The 16544-nt window shown below is 68.7% G+C and carries 17 protein-coding genes and 1 riboswitch; of the genes, 11 read left to right on the forward strand and 6 right to left on the reverse strand.

Going from position 1 to position 16544, the window contains the following annotated elements:
- Window positions 1–377: 377 nt before the first annotated feature.
- The 8 genes from TX83_RS00705 to TX83_RS00730 all read left to right on the forward strand — a co-directional run bounded on the left by TX83_RS00705 (window position 378) and on the right by TX83_RS00730 (window position 7034).
- A complete protein-coding gene (locus TX83_RS00705) occupies window positions 378–1583 on the forward strand; it encodes a DesA family fatty acid desaturase (RefSeq protein ID WP_064745993.1) in 1206 nt (401 codons plus the stop codon).
- Window positions 1584–2002: 419 nt separating this feature from the next.
- Window positions 2003–2176: a hypothetical protein gene (locus TX83_RS23110; RefSeq protein ID WP_186442482.1), complete on the forward strand. Its 174-nt coding sequence runs from the start codon at window positions 2003–2005 to the stop codon at window positions 2174–2176.
- A 59-nt stretch (window positions 2177–2235) separates the two neighbouring features.
- Window positions 2236–2406: a hypothetical protein gene (locus tag TX83_RS23115; RefSeq protein WP_186442483.1), complete on the forward strand. Its 171-nt coding sequence runs from the start codon at window positions 2236–2238 to the stop codon at window positions 2404–2406.
- 138 nt (window positions 2407–2544) lie between these two features.
- Complete coding sequence (locus TX83_RS00710; protein ID WP_064745994.1) at window positions 2545–2883, forward strand: hypothetical protein; 339 nt, start codon at window positions 2545–2547, stop codon at window positions 2881–2883.
- 88 nt (window positions 2884–2971) lie between these two features.
- Window positions 2972–3790 (forward strand): kanamycin nucleotidyltransferase C-terminal domain-containing protein, encoded by an 819-nt coding sequence (locus tag TX83_RS00715; RefSeq protein ID WP_064745995.1) that lies wholly within the window; start codon window positions 2972–2974, stop codon window positions 3788–3790.
- Between the two features lie 79 nt (window positions 3791–3869).
- Window positions 3870–4862 carry a hypothetical protein gene (locus TX83_RS00720; protein WP_064745996.1) on the forward strand — a complete coding sequence of 331 codons (993 nt, stop codon included), beginning with the start codon at window positions 3870–3872 and terminating at the stop codon, window positions 4860–4862.
- Window positions 4859–5671 carry an ABC transporter ATP-binding protein gene (locus TX83_RS00725; RefSeq protein WP_064745997.1) on the forward strand — a complete coding sequence of 271 codons (813 nt, stop codon included), beginning with the start codon at window positions 4859–4861 and terminating at the stop codon, window positions 5669–5671. Before TX83_RS00720 ends, TX83_RS00725 begins: the two co-directional genes overlap by 4 nt.
- 472 nt (window positions 5672–6143) lie before the next feature.
- Window positions 6144–6242, forward strand: a riboswitch (glycine riboswitch).
- Between the two features lie 186 nt (window positions 6243–6428).
- Window positions 6429–7034: a trimeric intracellular cation channel family protein gene (locus tag TX83_RS00730; protein ID WP_064746069.1), complete on the forward strand. Its 606-nt coding sequence runs from the start codon at window positions 6429–6431 to the stop codon at window positions 7032–7034.
- Window positions 7035–7039: 5 nt separating this feature from the next.
- On the opposite strand, the gene TX83_RS00735 is transcribed toward TX83_RS00730, so the two are convergent.
- The 3 genes from TX83_RS00735 to TX83_RS00745 all read right to left on the reverse strand — a co-directional run bounded on the left by TX83_RS00735 (window position 7040) and on the right by TX83_RS00745 (window position 10968).
- Window positions 7040–7546 (reverse strand): uracil-DNA glycosylase family protein, encoded by a 507-nt coding sequence (locus TX83_RS00735; protein WP_261369970.1) that lies wholly within the window; start codon window positions 7544–7546, stop codon window positions 7040–7042.
- A gap of 245 nt (window positions 7547–7791) precedes the next feature.
- Window positions 7792–9459, reverse strand: a complete 1668-nt coding sequence (locus tag TX83_RS00740) for an MFS transporter (protein ID WP_064745999.1) — start codon at window positions 9457–9459, stop codon at window positions 7792–7794.
- A 105-nt stretch (window positions 9460–9564) separates the two neighbouring features.
- A complete protein-coding gene (locus tag TX83_RS00745; RefSeq protein WP_064746000.1) occupies window positions 9565–10968 on the reverse strand; it encodes a DcaP family trimeric outer membrane transporter in 1404 nt (467 codons plus the stop codon).
- Between the two features lie 320 nt (window positions 10969–11288).
- Here TX83_RS00745 and acs point away from each other — a divergent pair, with 320 nt between their 5' ends.
- On the forward strand, window positions 11289–13241 hold the full coding sequence (acs, locus tag TX83_RS00755; protein ID WP_064746002.1) for an acetate--CoA ligase: 1953 nt from the start codon (window positions 11289–11291) through the stop codon (window positions 13239–13241).
- A gap of 240 nt (window positions 13242–13481) precedes the next feature.
- Here acs and TX83_RS23610 read toward each other — a convergent pair whose 3' ends face one another.
- Entirely contained in the window at window positions 13482–13721 is a 240-nt protein-coding gene (locus TX83_RS23610) for an endonuclease domain-containing protein (protein WP_064746003.1), read from the reverse strand.
- Complete coding sequence (locus TX83_RS24115; protein WP_222423697.1) at window positions 13721–13867, reverse strand: DUF559 domain-containing protein; 147 nt, start codon at window positions 13865–13867, stop codon at window positions 13721–13723. The genes TX83_RS23610 and TX83_RS24115 overlap by 1 nt, the downstream gene beginning before the upstream one ends.
- Before the next feature lie 116 nt (window positions 13868–13983).
- Between TX83_RS24115 and TX83_RS00765 the strand changes: the two genes are divergently transcribed.
- A complete protein-coding gene (locus tag TX83_RS00765) occupies window positions 13984–14652 on the forward strand; it encodes a response regulator transcription factor (RefSeq protein ID WP_064746004.1) in 669 nt (222 codons plus the stop codon).
- A 475-nt stretch (window positions 14653–15127) separates the two neighbouring features.
- A complete protein-coding gene (locus TX83_RS00770; RefSeq protein ID WP_064746005.1) occupies window positions 15128–15766 on the forward strand; it encodes a 3-keto-disaccharide hydrolase in 639 nt (212 codons plus the stop codon).
- A 22-nt stretch (window positions 15767–15788) separates the two neighbouring features.
- Here the strand turns inward: TX83_RS00770 and TX83_RS00775 are convergent, their stop codons facing one another.
- Window positions 15789–16475: a hypothetical protein gene (locus tag TX83_RS00775; protein WP_075574914.1), complete on the reverse strand. Its 687-nt coding sequence runs from the start codon at window positions 16473–16475 to the stop codon at window positions 15789–15791.
- Between the last annotated feature and the right edge of the window lie 69 nt (window positions 16476–16544).

Genomic DNA, 16544 nt, shown 5'->3' on the forward strand with positions numbered 1-16544 from the left:
CGAACGCCTGGGCGAGGCGCAGGACCTGAACCTGCTGCTGGACCATTGCGGCAAGCGCTCGCCGTTCGCCAAGCCGGACCGGCTCGCGCTGCGCGCCTTCGCCCGCGACGAGTTGGCGCGCTCGCGCAGCGGCATCGACCCGCATGGCAGTAGCTGAATGCGGCGCTCGCCGCATCGCCGCCGGTGCCGACCACAAACCTGAACGCGGTGGCTGAATCTCAGCGGTTTTTGCCGCTGCCGCCGCACTTGCGCGTTGGAATGAACGACCCCATCACAGTGCCGAGCCGTACCGGCGCGAACGGGCGGCCCCGGGTGGCATCATCCGGTGCAGGATCGGCCTGTTGCGGCCGGTTTCGTTCGTGTTTTCCGGAGTCCGTATGCCCGCTTCCCTGATCGATTTCCTTGCCGGCGGCCTGGCCCAGGCCGGCCTCTGGGAACTCGTAGCGTATTTCCTGGTGGTGACCCAGCTCACCATCATGTCGGTGACGCTGTACCTGCACCGCTCGATGGCGCACCGCTCGGTCGACTTCCATCCCGCGTTGGCGCACCTGTTCCGTTTCTGGACCTGGCTGACCACCTCGATGATCACCAAGGAGTGGGCGGCGATCCATCGCAAGCACCACGCCAAGTGCGAGACCGAGGAAGATCCGCACAGCCCGCAGTTCAAGGGCATCGACACGGTCATGTGGCGCGGCGTCGAGCTCTACCGCGAAGCGCGCGGCGAGCGCGAGGACATCGAGAAGTACGGCAAGGGCTGCCCGGACGACTGGATCGAACGCAAGCTCTACACCCCGCACGCGACGATGGGCCCGGTGCTGTTGCTGCTGATCAGCTTCGTCCTGTTCGGTTTCGCCGGCGTGGCGATCTGGGCGCTGCAGATGCTGTGGATTCCGTTCTGGGCCGCGGGCGTGGTCAACGGTCTCGGCCACTGGTGGGGCTATCGCAACTTCGAGACCACCGACACCGCGACCAACCTGACCCCGTGGGGCTTCTGGATCGGCGGCGAAGAGCTGCACAACAACCACCATGCCTTCCCGAGTTCGGCCAAGTTCGCCCTGCGCAAGTGGGAGTTCGACATCGGCTGGACGGCGATCCGCGGCCTGCAGGCGCTGCGCCTGGCCAAGGTGCTGCGCGTCGCGCCGACCCTGGACGTGCGCCCCAACATCGCCATGCCCGACGGCGAAACCCTCAAGGCCCTGCTGGCGATCCGCTTCCAGGCCATGACCGATTACTACCGCAACGTCACCTTGCCGGCGCTGCGCGAAGAGGCCGGCCACGCCGGCGATCGCATGCGCGCGCTGCCGCGGCGCCTGCGCAAGGGCCTGGCCGACGGCGGCCGCTGGCTCGACGACGGCGCCCGCGCGCGCCTGCAGAGCTGGGTCGCCGAGCGGCCGCGCATGGCGACGCTGGCCGATTTCCGCCAGCGCCTGGCGCAGGTGCTCGACGACCGTTCGCACGACGCCCAGGCGACCCTGGCCAAGCTGCACGCCTGGTGCGTGGAAGCCGAGGCCAGCGGCATCCAGGCGCTGCAGGCCTTTTCCGCGCGGCTCAAGGGCTACGCTTTGGCGCCGGCCCGCGGCTGAGCCGCGCCCGCCCCGGCCGCGATCGGCGGACACCGCGAACCCGCGCAGCGATGCGCGGGTTTTTTGTTGCCTGGCCTCAACACGGCCGCGCATGCGCATGCCGGCGCGCGCCAGATCGGCATACCGCGACGACGAGCCGGTTTCGCGGTCGCGCCGCGGTGTAGCGTCGCCGCGAATGGAATTCGTCGCGACGGCAACGCCGTCCGCCGCACAGGGGAAGTGCCGCCGTTCCGCCCCGGGACGGCTCGCGCCGGCCTTTGCGCGTCCGGCGCCGCGCCCGCGTTGCGAATCCCCGCCGCCGTGCCGGCGCCGATGCCTCGGCGCCGCGCCGTCGTCGGCCAGGGAAGGAACCGTACACGAACGCGCCGCGCGCCACGGACCGGCGGCCGCGCACCCACTGCGCACAGGAGAACGCACGCATGACGGCTGTTCGTAACTCGCGGTTGAAAAGGATGCTGCTGGCGGCGCTGTTCGCCGCTTCGATCGGCTTCGGCGCGGCCCAGGCCGACGGCCCCTACGCGGAAGGCTGCTCGCCGCGCGCGGGCTGCCTGTTCGGCGGCGACCGGCACGGCTGCTGCGTCGACGACAGCTGAACCCGGCGTCAGCCGGCGCTTCCTTTGATTTCGCTTCCCACCGACCAAGGAGAGAGAGCATGAAACTGTTCAAGACCCGCCGCGCCAAGTCCGTGGCGCTGATGGCGCTGTTCGCCCTGTCGACCGGCTTCAGCTTCGCCCAGGCCGACAGCCGCCTCGCCGAGGGCTGCAATCCGTGGCCGGGCTGCGACTACGGCGGCGGCTATATCTTCTGCTGCGTGCCGGAATGACGGTCTGATGGATCGTCCCGACGCGACCGGCGAGGGGCCGGCCGCGTCGGGGCGGGTCCGCTCGCGACCGGCCGGGGCTTGCCTGGGCGGCGTCGAGCCGGCAGGCTTCGCGCCATCTCCCTCGCTACGCGTAGGCGCATGTCCCGGCGACTGCTCGCAATCACGCTCTGCCTGCCCGCCCTGGCCTCGGCCCAGGTCGCTTCCACCGGCGACTACCTTTCGCGCATGGACGGCGACGGCGACGGCAAGATCTCCCTGCCCGAATACCAGGATTGGCTCAGCTACGCCTTCGACGCGATGGACGCCAACCGCGACGGCGTGCTCGATGCGTCCGAGCAGCCGGCACGCGCGCACGGCGCCGGCCCCAGCGTGACCCGCGAACAGCACCGGCGCACGCTCGCCGAACGCTTCGCCAAACAGGACCGCAATCGCGACGGCAGCCTCGACGCGCGCGAGCTCGCCGCGCCGCCGCAGTAGCCGCGCCGCGCATCGATTCTCCGCCGTGCATCGCAGTGCGCGGATTGCGTCATTGCCGATCGCGCGCAGCGGATGCTATCTAGGCGCGATGGACTACGCACTGCCTTGCGGCGAACTCGATACGCTGTTCGCCGGCCCCCAATCCGTCACGCCCGAACAACGCCGCGACCTGGTCGACGAGATCGTCGCCGCCCTGCGCCGTCGCCATGGCGAACGCCTGCTCGCGGTCGCGTTGTACGGATCGACCGCGCGCGACGGCGACGGCCCCTACTCCGACGTCGAACTGTGGGCGGTGCTCGACGACGAGGCCTACGGCGAGGACTACGACGAATCGCTGGAATGGGTGCACGGCCGCGGCAAGGCCGAGGTCAACCTGATGTCGCGCAGCGCGATCGAAGCCTATGCGCGCGAGGTCGACGAAGCCTGGCCGATCAGCCACGGCCAGTTCGTGCATGCGCGGGCGCTGTGGATCGCGCCCGACCATGGCGCCCTGGTCGAAAGCCTGCGTTCGCTCGCCGCGCACCCCGACGACGCCGCGGTGGATCGGGCCATGGCCGAGCTGGTGGTCGGCGAGCTGTACGAACTGGTCGGCAAGCTGCGCAACCGTCACGGCCGTCAGCCGCTGGCCGTGTTGGCCGGCCGCTTCGCCGAGCATCTGGCTTGCCTGGTCGGGCTGGCCGAGCGCCACGTCTACGTTTCCGCCGGTAGCCTGTTCGACGAGGCCGTCGACCTGGGCGGCCCGGACGGCGCGGCGGAGCTGTTCGCCCAGGTGGTGCGCGGCGATTTCCGCGACGAGGCGGCCACCGTCGCCGCGCTCGAGCGCGCCTGGGCCGGGCTGGAGCGCTGGGCCGACGCGATCGGTCTGGAGCCGGCCCTGCTTCGCCGTTGCCGGGCCGGAGAGCGCTGAGGCGCGGGCGCGGTTAGAGTCTGCAGGGCGCGCGGCCGCCACGGCTGCGCGCTGCCGATTGCGAGCGGAAACCGCGCCCATGCCTGCCTGGCTGCATCCCTGGTTCGCCGAAGCCCGTTACAACCTCGCCCGCGGCGATGCCTGGTGGCGCGGTCGGGCGGTGCGTGCCGCCACACTGGCCCTGGCGACGCCGTGGCTGTTGCGTCTGTGCGGCGAGCAGGGCGCCGCCCTGGCCGCGGCGGTGCCGCGGCTGATCATGCAGCTGCCGCTGCCGTTCGCCCTGATCGCGCTGACGCTGGGGCATGCCGCCGCGCGCGCGCGTTTGGTCGCGCTGGACGAACATATGCGCCTGGGCTGGTGGGCGGCGGCGCCGATCGAACCGCATCGCAGCACCTGGACCTTGGTCGTGCTGGCCGCGCTCGGTGCGGTCGCGGCCGCGCTGCTGGCCGCGTTGGCGCTGCGCGCCTGCGGCGGCGACGGCGCGATCTGGCGCAGTGCGAGCCTGGTGCTCTCCGGCAGCGTGGCGGTCGGCGTCGCACTGGGTTTGCTGTCGGCCTTGCGCCATCGTCGGCACCCCGTGCGGCGTCTGCGCGAGGGCGCGCGCGAGCCGCTGTTCGGCCTGCGCTGGCTTGACGATGCGCGCCTGCCGCACATCAGCGACTGGCAGCGGCGCGAAGCCCTGCTGCGTTGGCGGCGCGGCGGCCGCGCCTGGATGATCGGCGCGGTATTGCTGGCGATGCCGGGCGGCACCGGCCTGGCGACGGGCGCCGGGGTGCTGGCGATCGCGGTCGCGCTGGCCTGGTTCAGTCTGGTCGCGCAGGCCTGCACTGCGGCGGCGCGCGCGGCCGCGGCGTTGCTCGCCGCCACGCCGCAGCCGCCGCAGGCGCTGGCGCGCGCCGCGTGGCGCTATCCGGCGTTCGCCTTCGCCTGCGCGGCGGCCTGCGCCAGCGGCGGTGCGGCGCTGCTCTCGCTGGGTTGGACGGCGCTACCCGCGTTGTGGGGGCTGCTCGCCCTGACGGCGCTGCCCTTGCTGCCGGGTTGGCGCCGGGGCCGCGTGGACGCGCGGCCATGAGCCCGTTCCGGAACCGATCCACGGGCGACGATGCGCCGCCGCCCGATCGCGCCGAGGCGGCGATCGCGGGCGATGCGATGCTGCAAGTGGAGGGCGTGCAGCATCGCTACGACGAGCACGCGGTGCTGCACGGCATCGATCTGGTGCTGCGCCGCGGTGAGTTCGCCGCATTGATCGGCCCGAACGGCTCCGGCAAGACCACCTTGCTGCACTGTCTGGCGGGCCTGCAGCGACCGAGTGCAGGACGGGTGCGGATCGGCGGCCACGATCTGGCGCGCGCGCCGGCCGCGGCCCGCGGCCTGCTCGGCTTCGCGGTCGATCCGGCGCGCTTGCCGCCGCTGCTGAGCGGACGCGAATGCCTGCGCCTGTTCGCCGGCACGCGCGGCCTGCGCGAAGTGCCTGCGCCGACCCTGGCCTTGAGCGAGTTGCTCAACCTCGGGCCGATGCTGGACCGGCGGGTCGGCCACTACTCGCTCGGCACCCGGCAGAAGCTCGCGATCGCGCTCGGCCTGCTCGGCGAACCGCCGCTGCTGGTGCTGGACGAACCGCTCAACGGGCTGGACCCGCTCAGCGCCTATGCGCTCAAGCGGCATCTGCAGGACCTGGCCCACGGACGCGGCACCACGGTGCTGCTGGCCACGCATTCGATCGACGTCGCCGAACGCTTCATCGACCGCGCCCTGCTGCTGGTCGACGGTCGCCTGCGTCGCGATTGGACGGCCCAGGAACTGGTTGCGATCCGCGCCGACCCGCAGCGTTCGCTGGAGCAAGCGATGGTGGAAGCGCTGTCGGCCGCCGGCGATGCTTGAAGCGCAACGGCGCCTGTAGGCGCGGGGTAAGCTGCGACGCGGGCTGGCCGATTGCATCGTTATTGCGGGGTCGCGGCTTACCCCGCTCCTACCGGCGACGCCCCGGCGCAGCAAGGGCTATGCGCGGCATTCCACGGGATTTCCTCCGGTCACAAGCCGCGACCGCGCCGTGGCCGGTCGCGGTGTCGTCGTGGTGCGCGGTGGGGCCGGCGACGGCGTAGTTGTGGCCTCGCGGTCGCGGCTCGCGCCACTCCTGCCCTTTGAAGCGGACCCGCTCTTGTAGGAGCGGCGTAAGCCGCGACGCGCAGCGGCCGGTTGCGCCGCTGCGGGAAGAAAGCGGCCGGCTTCGTCCACCGGAGTGTTACCATGCCGGCCGTTGCAGAAGAGTGGCGCCGGCCTGCCGGCCGCGCCCGCCGAAGGCGCAGGCTCCCATAATCGCTCAGGCTCGGCCCCGGCCGGAACACTGCGACGACATCGCCGATCTGGAGAGAGGCCGCGCAGCGGCCCACCGAAGGGGCAAGCGGCCGCATGCGGTCCGCGCAAACTCTCAGGTAAAAGGACAGCGGGAGCGGCACCGCGGCTTCGGTCGCGAAGACAGCCCAGGCCTGCGCGGGGAGCATTCCGCGCAACCGCCTTCGTGCGTGCGCCCGACGCGCTCGCCGCCGCCCGCATCGGTGCGGCGCCGGCGCGCGCGGACGCGGAATCGCTGAGCTTCGCTGCCAACCGCGGTTTCCCTGTCCTTCGCCGGAGTACCGCCGTGTTGCTGTCCCTGATCTACCTCATCGCCATCAGCGCCGAAGCCATGACCGGCGCGCTCGCCGCCGGCAAGCGGCGCATGGACCTGTTCGGCGTGGTCATCATCGCCTGCGTCACCGCGCTCGGCGGCGGCTCGCTGCGCGACATCGTGCTCGGCCACTACCCGCTGGGCTGGGTGCGCCGTCCCGAGTATCTGGCCTATACCGTCGGCGCGGCGCTGGCCACGACCTTCCTGGCCAAGCGCCTGCAGCGCCTGCGCCGCGCCTTCCTGTGGCTGGATGCGCTGGGCCTGATCGCGTTCACCCTGATCGGCTGCGCGATCGCGCGCGAGGCCGGCCATGCGCCGGCGATCGTGGTGATCGCCGGCATGCTCACCGGCGCCTTCGGCGGCGTGCTGCGCGACGTGCTGTGCAACGAGATCCCGCTGGTGTTCCAGCGCGAACTGTATGCGGTGATCGCGCTGCTGACCGGCGTGGCCTATCTGCTGCTGTTGCGCCTGGGCGTGGCCGAGAATGCGACCGTGCTGATCTGCCTCGGCGGCGGATTCGCCGCGCGCCTGCTGGCGATCCGCTACGAATGGGAGATGCCGAAGTTCGTCCACCCCTGAGCGGATCAGCGACCTTGCGCCAAGACCTCGGCGATGCGCTCGCGCAGCGCCGGCAGCAGCTCGCGTTCGAACCAGGGATGGCGCTTGAGCCAGGCTCGGTTGCGCGGGCTCGGATGCGGCAGGGCGACGATCCGCGGCCAATGCGCGCGCCAGGCCGCGACCGCTTCGGTCAACGTGGCCCCGGCTTCGGGCAGATGCCAGGCCTGGGCGTAGCGCCCGATCGCCAGGGTCAGGCGCACCTCGCGCAGCTGCGGCAGCAGGCGCGGATGCCAGGTCGCGGCGCATTCCGGCCGCGGCGGCAAGTCGCCCGACGCGCCCTTGCCGGGGTAGCAAAACCCCATCGGCACGATCGCCACGCGCGCGGCGTCGTAGAACGCATCCCGGTCCAACCCCAGCCAATCGCGCAGGCGCTCGCCGCTGGCGTCGTCGAACGGAATCCCCGAGGCATGCACCTTGCGCCCGGGCGCTTGCCCGGCGATCAGCAACCGCGCCCGCGCATCCGCTTGCAGCACCGGCCGCGGCCCATGCGGCAAGTGCGGGGCGCAGAGAGTGCAGCGGCGGATTTGTTCGAGATCGGGATTCGCGATTGGGGATTCGGGATTAGGGATTAGGGATTAGAAAAAGCGAAGACTGCTCTAGCCCTCGCTTTGATCCTATCCCAAATCCCAAATCCCAAATCCCAAATCCCAAATCCCGCCGCAAAGCGAAACGCCGGCCACGGGCCGGCGTTTCGCTTTGCGGAACCCGCGCCGCGGGCTTAGGCGGTGATGTCGCGGTCCTTGGTTTCCGGCAGGAACAGCGCGCCGATCACCACGGTCATGGCCGCGACCACGATCGGGTACCACAGGCCGCTGTAGATATTGCCGGTGGCGGCGACGATGGCGAAGGCGGTGAACGGCAGGAAGCCGCCGAACCACCCGTTGCCGATGTGGTAGGGCAACGACATCGAGGTGTAGCGGATGCGGGTCGGGAACAGTTCGACCAGCCAGGCCGCGATCGGGCCGTAGACCATGGTCACCAGCAGCACCAGGAAGGTCAGCAGCGCGATCACCATCGGCGTGTTGATCTGCGCCGGATCGGCCGAGGTCGGGTAGCCGGCGGTCTTGAGCGCGTCGCCGAGCTGCTTGGCGAACGCGTCGGACTGCGCCTTGAAGTCGTCCTTGCTCAGCGATTCGCCTTCGAAGCTGGTCAGGACGGTGCCGCCGATGCTGACCGTGGCGATGCTGCCGGCGGCGCCGGGCGCGTTGTTGTAGGGGATGCCCTTCTTCGCCAGCGCCGACTTGATGATGTCGCAGGACTGCTTGAAGGTCGCCTTGCCGACCGGGTCGAACTGGAACGCGCAGCGGTCCGGATCGGCGGTGACGGTGACCGGCGAGGCGGCGACCGCGGCTTCCAGGGCCGGGTTGACGTTATGGGTCAGCGACTTGAACACCGGGAAATAGGTCAGCACCGCGATCAGGCAGCCGGCCAGCACGATCTTCTTGCGGCCGATCTTGTCTGACAGCCAGCCGAAGAAGATGAAGCCGCCGGTGGCCAGGGCCAGGGCGACGGCGATGTAGATGTCGGCCTTGTTCGGGTCCATGCCCAGGGTCTTGGTCAGGAAGAACAGCGAATAGAACTGTCCGCCGTACCACACCACCGCCTGGCCGGCGGTGGCGCCCAGCAGCGCCAGCAGGGCGATCTTGCCGTTCTTGGAGAAGAAGCTCTCGGTGATCGGCGCCTTGGAGGTCTTGCCCTCGGCCTTCATCTGCTGGAACAGCGGCGATTCGGCCAGTTGCATGCGAATCCACACCGACACGCCGAGCAGCAGCACCGAGAACAGGAACGGGATGCGCCAGCCCCAGGCTTCGAAGCTTTCCTTGCCCAGGTAATTGCGGCAGCCCCAGATCACCAGCAGCGACAGGAACAGGCCCAGGGTCGCGGTGGTCTGGATGAAGCTGGTGTACAGGCCGCGCTTGCCGTCGGGCGCGTGCTCGGCGACATAGGTCGCCGCGCCGCCGTATTCCCCGCCCAGCGCCAGGCCCTGCAACAGTCGCAGGGTGATCAGGATGATCGGCGCGGCGATGCCGAGGGTGGCGTAGCTGGGCAGGATGCCGACCACGAACGTCGCCAGGCCCATGATCACGATGGTGACCAGGAAGGTGTACTTGCGCCCGATCATGTCGCCGAGCCGGCCGAACACCAGCGCGCCGAAGGGCCGCACCGCGAAGCCGGCGGCGAAGGCCAGCAGGGCGAAGATGAACTGGCTGGTGTCGTTCAGACCGCCGAAGAACTGCTTGCCGATGATCACGGCGAGCGAGCCGTACAGGTAGAAGTCGTACCACTCGAACACGGTGCCCAGGCTGGAGGCGAAGATGACCTTGCGGTGGTCCTTGGTCAACGGCGTCGCGCGGGACTGCGAAAGGCTGGCGGTGGTGCTGGACATGAGCTGTTCCCCCGAACAGTGGGATTGGAGCGGGCTAGGGCCCGCCGGGGCGATACCGGACGCGTCGCCGGCGGTCGCGGCGGACGGCCGCGACCGCTGCGATCGTCAGAAGCTGTACTTGACGTGGGTCTGCAGGCGGTTGATCTCGCCGCGGTCGCCGGTTTCGATCTCGCGCTGGCCCCAGATGTATTCGGCGCCCACGTCGAGCTTGGGAATCGGCGTGTAGATCAGGTTGATGTGCGCGGACTGCGCCGACTTGGTGATGCCGCGTCCGGTCAGGGCGGTGTCGTTGTCGTACTCGGCGCGCGAGTAGAACAGATTGCCGCGCAGCTTCGGGCTGAACACGTGGCGCCAGCCGACGAAGCCCGAGATCAGGTCGATGTTCTCCAGATCGCCGCTGGCGTCGAGCACCGCATCGTTGTTGAGCGCCAGGCCGACGTAACGGCCGATGCCGCTGCCGGCGGTGACCATGTAGCGCAGGTCGTCGTTGGCGCCGACGTTCCACTTGCCCGACAGGCTGATGCCGTAGCCGGTGTTGGTGTCGTTGATCCGCCCGGACTGGTACTTGAGCTGGCGCGCCAGGGCGCCGACGCTGAAGTGGCCCCAGTCGCCCTTGGCGGTGTAGCGCGCGGTCACGTCCGGCACCGCACCGTCGTCGCCGGCGACCTGGGCCATGTTGCCGCGGTAGGGGGTGTAGACCGTCTCCGGATTCTCGATCGAGAACGACCACGGCCCGCTGGTGTAGCGCAACTGCGCCTGGCGCACGAACACCGTGCCCTCGGTGGGACCGAGGAAGTCGACCGTGTCCGGCAGCGCCGCGGTGTCCTGGAAGTTCGACCAGGCCTGGCCGGCGAGCCACTTGTTCCAGGTCACATAGGCCTGGCGCAGGGTCAGCGCATAGGTGTTGGTGGCGACTTCGTTGCCGGTGAAGGCGGTGCTGCCGCCGCCGTAGAGATCGAACTCCAGATAGCCCTTGAGCTTGTCGCCGCTTTCCAGGTCGGTGTCGGCGGCGAACCAGAAGCGCGAGAAGTTGGCGCCCATGTCGGTGTCGCTGCCGCCTTCGCGGGTGGCCGCGCCGCCGACCGGAATCGCCTTGGGGACGTAGAACAGGCGTCCGACCGAGCCGTCGGCGATGTCGCCGTCGTTGGTCGAGGTGACCGAGGCGTCGAGCTTGATGAAACCGCCGTAGCTGAAGCGCGTGCCCGGGTTGGCGGAGGGACTGATGGTGGTCGCCTGGATCGGGTTCTTGACCGGCGCCGCCGCGATCGCGGCCGGCGCGGCGGCCTGCGCCGCCTTGACCTCGGTGACCTGGGTCTGCACCTGCTGCTGTTGCGACACCAGTTGCTGGACCATGCGCTCCAGTTCGGCGACCCGCGCTTCCAGCTCCTTCTCCTTCGCGGTCTGGGCGAAGGCCAGACCCGGCAACGCAAGCGCGACCAGCAGCGCCGCGGCCAGGGGCCGTGGCCGCGCCGGCGCGCGGCGTAGTGTGATCTGGGTAGACGTACCCATGGACATCGTGACTCCCTCCCGAAGAATGCATTGCCGCCTGTGCCGACGGTCGCGGCCAGCCTGCGCGCGGCTCCGGCGAGCCAACCATTCGCCTTTGGTCGTAACACGACGCAGTCAGCAAAGCTTTTACGACCAAGGTCTAAACCGGGTTCGCAGCGGCGAGCGCGCTGAATGCGGCAAACTGGCGGCCCTCGCGCGCACGCGCGAAGGGGGCCGCGACGAGCGCCGCGGCCACCCGACCGGCGGGGCAAGACCAGAACCGCGCCGGGTCGGCTATAACGCTCGTCTGCGTCGTTACCGCCAGCCTTTCGGAGCCCCCCATGAACCACCCCGCCAGCGTCTACCCGATCGATGCCGACTTCGCCGCGAAGGCGCGCTACCGCAGCGACGAGTACGAGCGCCTGTACGCCGAATCGGTGAACGACCCCGATGGCTTCTGGGGCCGCGTCGCCCAACGCCTGGATTGGTTCAAGGCGCCGACCAAGATCAAGAACGTCAGCTACGACCTCGAGGATTTCCGCATCAAGTGGTACGAGGACGGCGAGCTCAACGCCAGCGTCAACTGCCTGGACCGGCATCTGGCGCAACGCGGCGACAAGACCGCGTTGCTGTTCGAGCACGACGACCCCAAGCTGCCGGCCGAGCGGATCAGCTACCGCGAACTGCATGCGCGGGTTTGCCGCCTGGCCAACGCCCTGCGCAACCTCGGCGTCGGCAAGGGCGACCGCGTCACCATCTACCTGCCGATGATTCCCGAAGCGGTGGTGGCGATGCTGGCCTGCGCCCGGGTCGGCGCGATCCACTCGGTGGTGTTCGGCGGCTTCGCCCCGAATTCGATCGCCGACCGCATCGCCGACTGCGCCAGCAAGCTGGTCATCACCTCCGACGAAGGCCTGCGCGGCGGCAAGAAGATTCCGCTCAAGGCCAACGTCGACGCGGCGCTGAAGCTGCCCGGCACCAACTCGGTCGAGACCGTGCTGGTGGTGCGCCATACCGGCGCCGCGGTCGATATGCAGATGCCGCGCGACCGCTGGTACGACGCGGTCGTGGAAGGCCAGCCCGACACCTGCGAACCAGAGCGCATGAACGCGGAAGATCCGCTGTTCATCCTCTACACCTCCGGCAGCACCGGCAAGCCCAAGGGCGTGCTGCACACCACCGGCGGCTACCTGACCTACGCCAGCTTCACCCATGAGGCGGTGTTCGACCTGCGCGAAGACGACGTCTACTGGTGCACCGCCGACGTCGGCTGGGTCACCGGCCACAGCTATATCGTCTACGGCCCGCTCGCCAACGGCGCCACCGCGCTGGTGTTCGAAGGCGTGCCGAACTATCCGGACGTGTCGCGGTTCTGGAACGTCATCGACAAGCACCAGGTGACGATTTTCTACACCGCGCCGACCGCGATCCGCGCGCTGATGCGCGACGGCGACGAGCCGGTCAAGAAGACCTCGCGCGCCTCGTTGCGCCTGCTCGGCACCGTCGGCGAGCCGATCAATCCCGAAGCCTGGCGCTGGTACTTCGACGTGGTCGGCGATGCGCGCTGCCCGATCGTCGACACCTGGTGGCAGACCGAGACCGGCGGCATCCTCATCACCCCCCTGGCCGGCGCGATCGATCTCAAGCCGGGCTCGGCGACCAAGCCCTTCTTCGGCGTGCAGCCGGCCCTGGTCGACGCCAACGGCGGCGTGCTGGAAGGCGAGGCCGAAGGCAATCTGGTGCTGAAGGATTCCTGGCCGGGCCAGATGCGCACCGTGTACGGCGACCATGCGCGCTTCATCGAGACTTATTTCAAGACTTACCCGGGCAGTTACTTCACCGGCGACGGTTGCCGCCGCGATGCCGACGGCTACTACTGGATCACCGGCCGCGTCGACGACGTCATCAACGTCAGCGGCCACCGCATCGGCACCGCCGAGGTCGAGAGCGCGCTGGTCTCGCATCCCAAGGTCGCCGAGGCGGCGGTGGTCGGTTTCCCGCACGACCTCAAGGGCCAGGGGATCTACGCCTACGTGACCCTGATCGCGGGCGAAGCCTCCAGCGAGGACCTGCGCAAGGAACTGGTGGCCTGGGTGCGCAAGGAAATCGGCCCGATCGCCACCCCGGACCACTTGCAGTGGGCGCCGGGACTGCCGAAGACGCGCTCGGGCAAGATCATGCGCCGCATCCTGCGCAAGATCGCCGAAAACGCACCGGACCAGTTGGGCGACACCAGCACGCTGGCCGATCCGTCGGTGGTCGAGAACCTGGTCAGCGAGCGGTTAGGGCGGTGAGGTAGGGCTCTCGCTAGGGCAACAGCAAATCCCCTTTTTTCAAAGGGGGAGCCGGTAGGTCGGGGCGATGGGAACTCGTCGTGCGCACGCGGTTCATCGAAACACATGCGTATCGCCGCCGTAACCTCCATGGTCGATGCCATTCGCCATTGTCATTGCTGTTGAAGCTGCTGATGCAGCTGCTGATGCAGTTCCCCCCCCCCTTTGAAAAATGAGGGGAGGGGGATTTGCTCCAGGCTGTCAGCCCTGTGCTTTTGCTTCTTCCAGCAACCGCCGCTCCACCGCCCGATGGATCTCCTCCATCACCGCCGCCGTCTCCTTGAGCACTTGTAGATTGTCGAACCGGATCACCCTTAGCCTCAGCGCCCCCAGATCGGCCGTGCGTCGCGCGTCGGCCGCCACACCCACCTCGGTCGCGTGCTGCGAACCATCGACCTCGATGACCAACCCCGCCGCAGGCGCGTAAAAAATCCACCACATCAGGCCAGCAACGGTTTCTGCCGATGCACCCGCACGCCGAGCACCTGCCTGCGCCGCAGCAGCCGCCACGGCCGCTGTTCGGCCGCGCTGAGATCCCCGCGTAAGCGCCGGGCCGGGGTTCTGAGACGGCGTTCATACGGTTGCACACCTGCATTTCACCCGACTTCACCCATCGTCCAATAGCGGGCGAGCCCCCGACAGGACGTAAGATTCCCCCATGCACGTCGTCCGCAGCGCCGCACCCCAGCCCAGGCCCTCCCTCATGCCGACCCTGCTGATCGCCGACGACCATCCGCTGTTCCGCGAAGCCCTGCGCGGCGCGGTCGCCCGCGTCCTGCCCGACGCGGCCCTGCGCGAGGCCGACAACGTCGACGCGCTGTATGCCCTGGTCGAAGCCGAATCCGACGCCGACTTGTTGCTGCTGGACCTGAACATGCCCGGCGCGCAGGGCTTCAGCGCCCTGGTGCACTTGCGCGCGCTGCACCCGCAGTTGCCGATCGTGGTGGTATCGGCGCGCGAGGAGCCGGCGACCATGCGTCGCGCGCTCGATCACGGCGCGGTCGGCTTCATCCCGAAATCGGTCGACGCCGCCACCTTGGGCGAAGCCCTGACCACCGTGCTCGACGGCGACCGCTGGGCACCGGCGGCGGCCATCGCCGCACCGGCCGCCAACGCCGAAGAGCACGACGCCGCGCATCGCTTGCGCGACCTCACCCCGCAGCAGTTCCGCGTACTGCAGATGCTCGGCGCCGGCCTGCTGAACAAGCAGATCGGCTACGAGCTGGGCGTGTCCGAGGCCACGGTCAAGGCCCATGTCACCGCGATCCTGCGCAAGCTCGGCGCCAACAACCGCACTCAGGCCGTGCTGATCGCCGGCCGCCTCGCCCTGGACCCGGGCGCGATCGTGCCGCCGCCGGAAGAGGCTGAATAGGCCGGCGCGCCGTCAGCCCGCGACAACGCAAACGGAAGTGGACGCCGGCGCTTGAGGTCCTTGCGGTCGATTCGTCGCTATCCGTCGCAACGCGAAATGGCCAGGCATCCATGGATAATCGTGCGGATGTCCGGCGCCGATCTCAAGACGAAGAACGCGTCTTGCCAGGCGGGATTCAGTTCTGGAGTGAACGATTCAGCCGCGCCTCGGCTTTGCGAAGCGCATGTTCATGCCGGGGCGGCAGCCATGGCCTGCCGCCTGGCGCTTCACAAGAAGGACTGCGGCCGATATTCGCGCCGCAACCCCGCGGACACTGACCGCGGGTCGGAGGTGGACTTGCTGCCCCACGCCAACCCGGAGAGGATGCCGCATCCGCCATCCGGCTTTGCGTTCCCGTCGAGGCCCCATGCAGCGCTTGCTCCTTGCCGCAACGATGCTCTTCCTGTGCCCCACTGCCGCAGTCGTTGCAGGCGAGGTGTCGCGCACGGGCAGCGCCGAATCGCGAGACGTCGGCTTCGAGGGGCTGTTCGACGGACGCAGCCTGCAGGGCTGGCACAACCACGGGCGTCGCGGCGAGCCGGTGCGCGGTTGGGCGGTGGTCGACGGTGCGCTGGTGCGTAGTGGCGACGGCGGCGATCTGGTCAGCGACCGCGACTACGCCGATTTCGAACTGCTGATCGAATGGAAGATCGCGCCGGGCGGCAACAGCGGTATCTTCTACCGCGCCAGCGAGAATGCGCAGCCGATCTACCGCAGCGCGCCGGAGTACCAAGTGCTCGACGATCTGCGTCATCCCGATGCCGCCAACGGACCCGACCGCCTGGCCGGCGCCTTGTACGGCCTGTATGCGCCGAGCCGGAAAGCCGCCCGCCCGGCGGGCGAGTGGAACCGCAGCCGCATCCTCGTACGCGGCGACGCGGTCGAGCACTGGTTGAACGGCGTCAAGCTGGCGGACTTCCGGATCGGCTCGCCCGACTGGAACGCGCGCTTGGCGCGCAGCAAATTCAAGGATTGGCCGGAGTTCGCCGCCGCGCGTCGCGGCGCGATCGGCCTGCAGGATCACGGCGACGAAGTGGCTTATCGCAATATCCGGATACGCAATCTCGAGCCGTGATCACGAGGCAATCTCTGGCCGTTCATCGGACGGCTTGATTGAAGTTTCGGACGACCTTGTATTTTATCGCGCGGTTGGTTGCTTCAACGATTTCAATTTCGGCGCCTTTGTAGCCGATCGTCATGGACTCCCCTAAGTCGTACTCGACATCGTTGTTGAACGCCGGGCGAGCTATGTTGTTAGAAAACTCTCTATACGAAATGTTGATTTTGTTGCCTATGCGGCCGCTGTAAAGCAGGGTCTGCTGGAAGCCGTCTTGGGTAAGGGCGGGGCGCTTCACTCTGGTGAAAGGCGCGTTCTTGCTGCAAACCTTGGCTCCGAAAACGGATACCCCGCATAGTGTGGGCGAAGACTTGGACACAAGTAGTGTTCTGTAGGGGTCTGCGAGCAGCGACTTGTCTACTTTTCCGCCCTCTGGACTTGGCTCGGGGCGATAGAACTCGTTCTTGCCATCCTCACCTTCTCTCACGTAATAGCCTCTGGAAAAGGTATAGGCGCCGAGCACCCCGACTTTAACTGTGTCGTGCAGGAGGATGGCGTCGCTTTCCACATATTTTCCCTGCTGAAGCATCGTTCCGCCCACTTCGGCGGTCACCACTTGCCCCAGCGGCGGTTCGCTGATCTCAACCGCAACGGGTCGGTAGTTGGTGTTGGTCGTAGCGCAGCCGGAAATGAAGAGCGGCGCTAGGGCGAGGATTGCGTGTTTCATCGATGAGCGCTCCGAATGCCAGCCATTGATGGATTGAGCCTGCGCTAGGCTTCAACACGCGCAACGTGA

The organism is Lysobacter antibioticus HS124 (assembly GCF_000336385.2).
GTDB classification, from domain to species: domain Bacteria; phylum Pseudomonadota; class Gammaproteobacteria; order Xanthomonadales; family Xanthomonadaceae; genus Lysobacter; species Lysobacter firmicutimachus.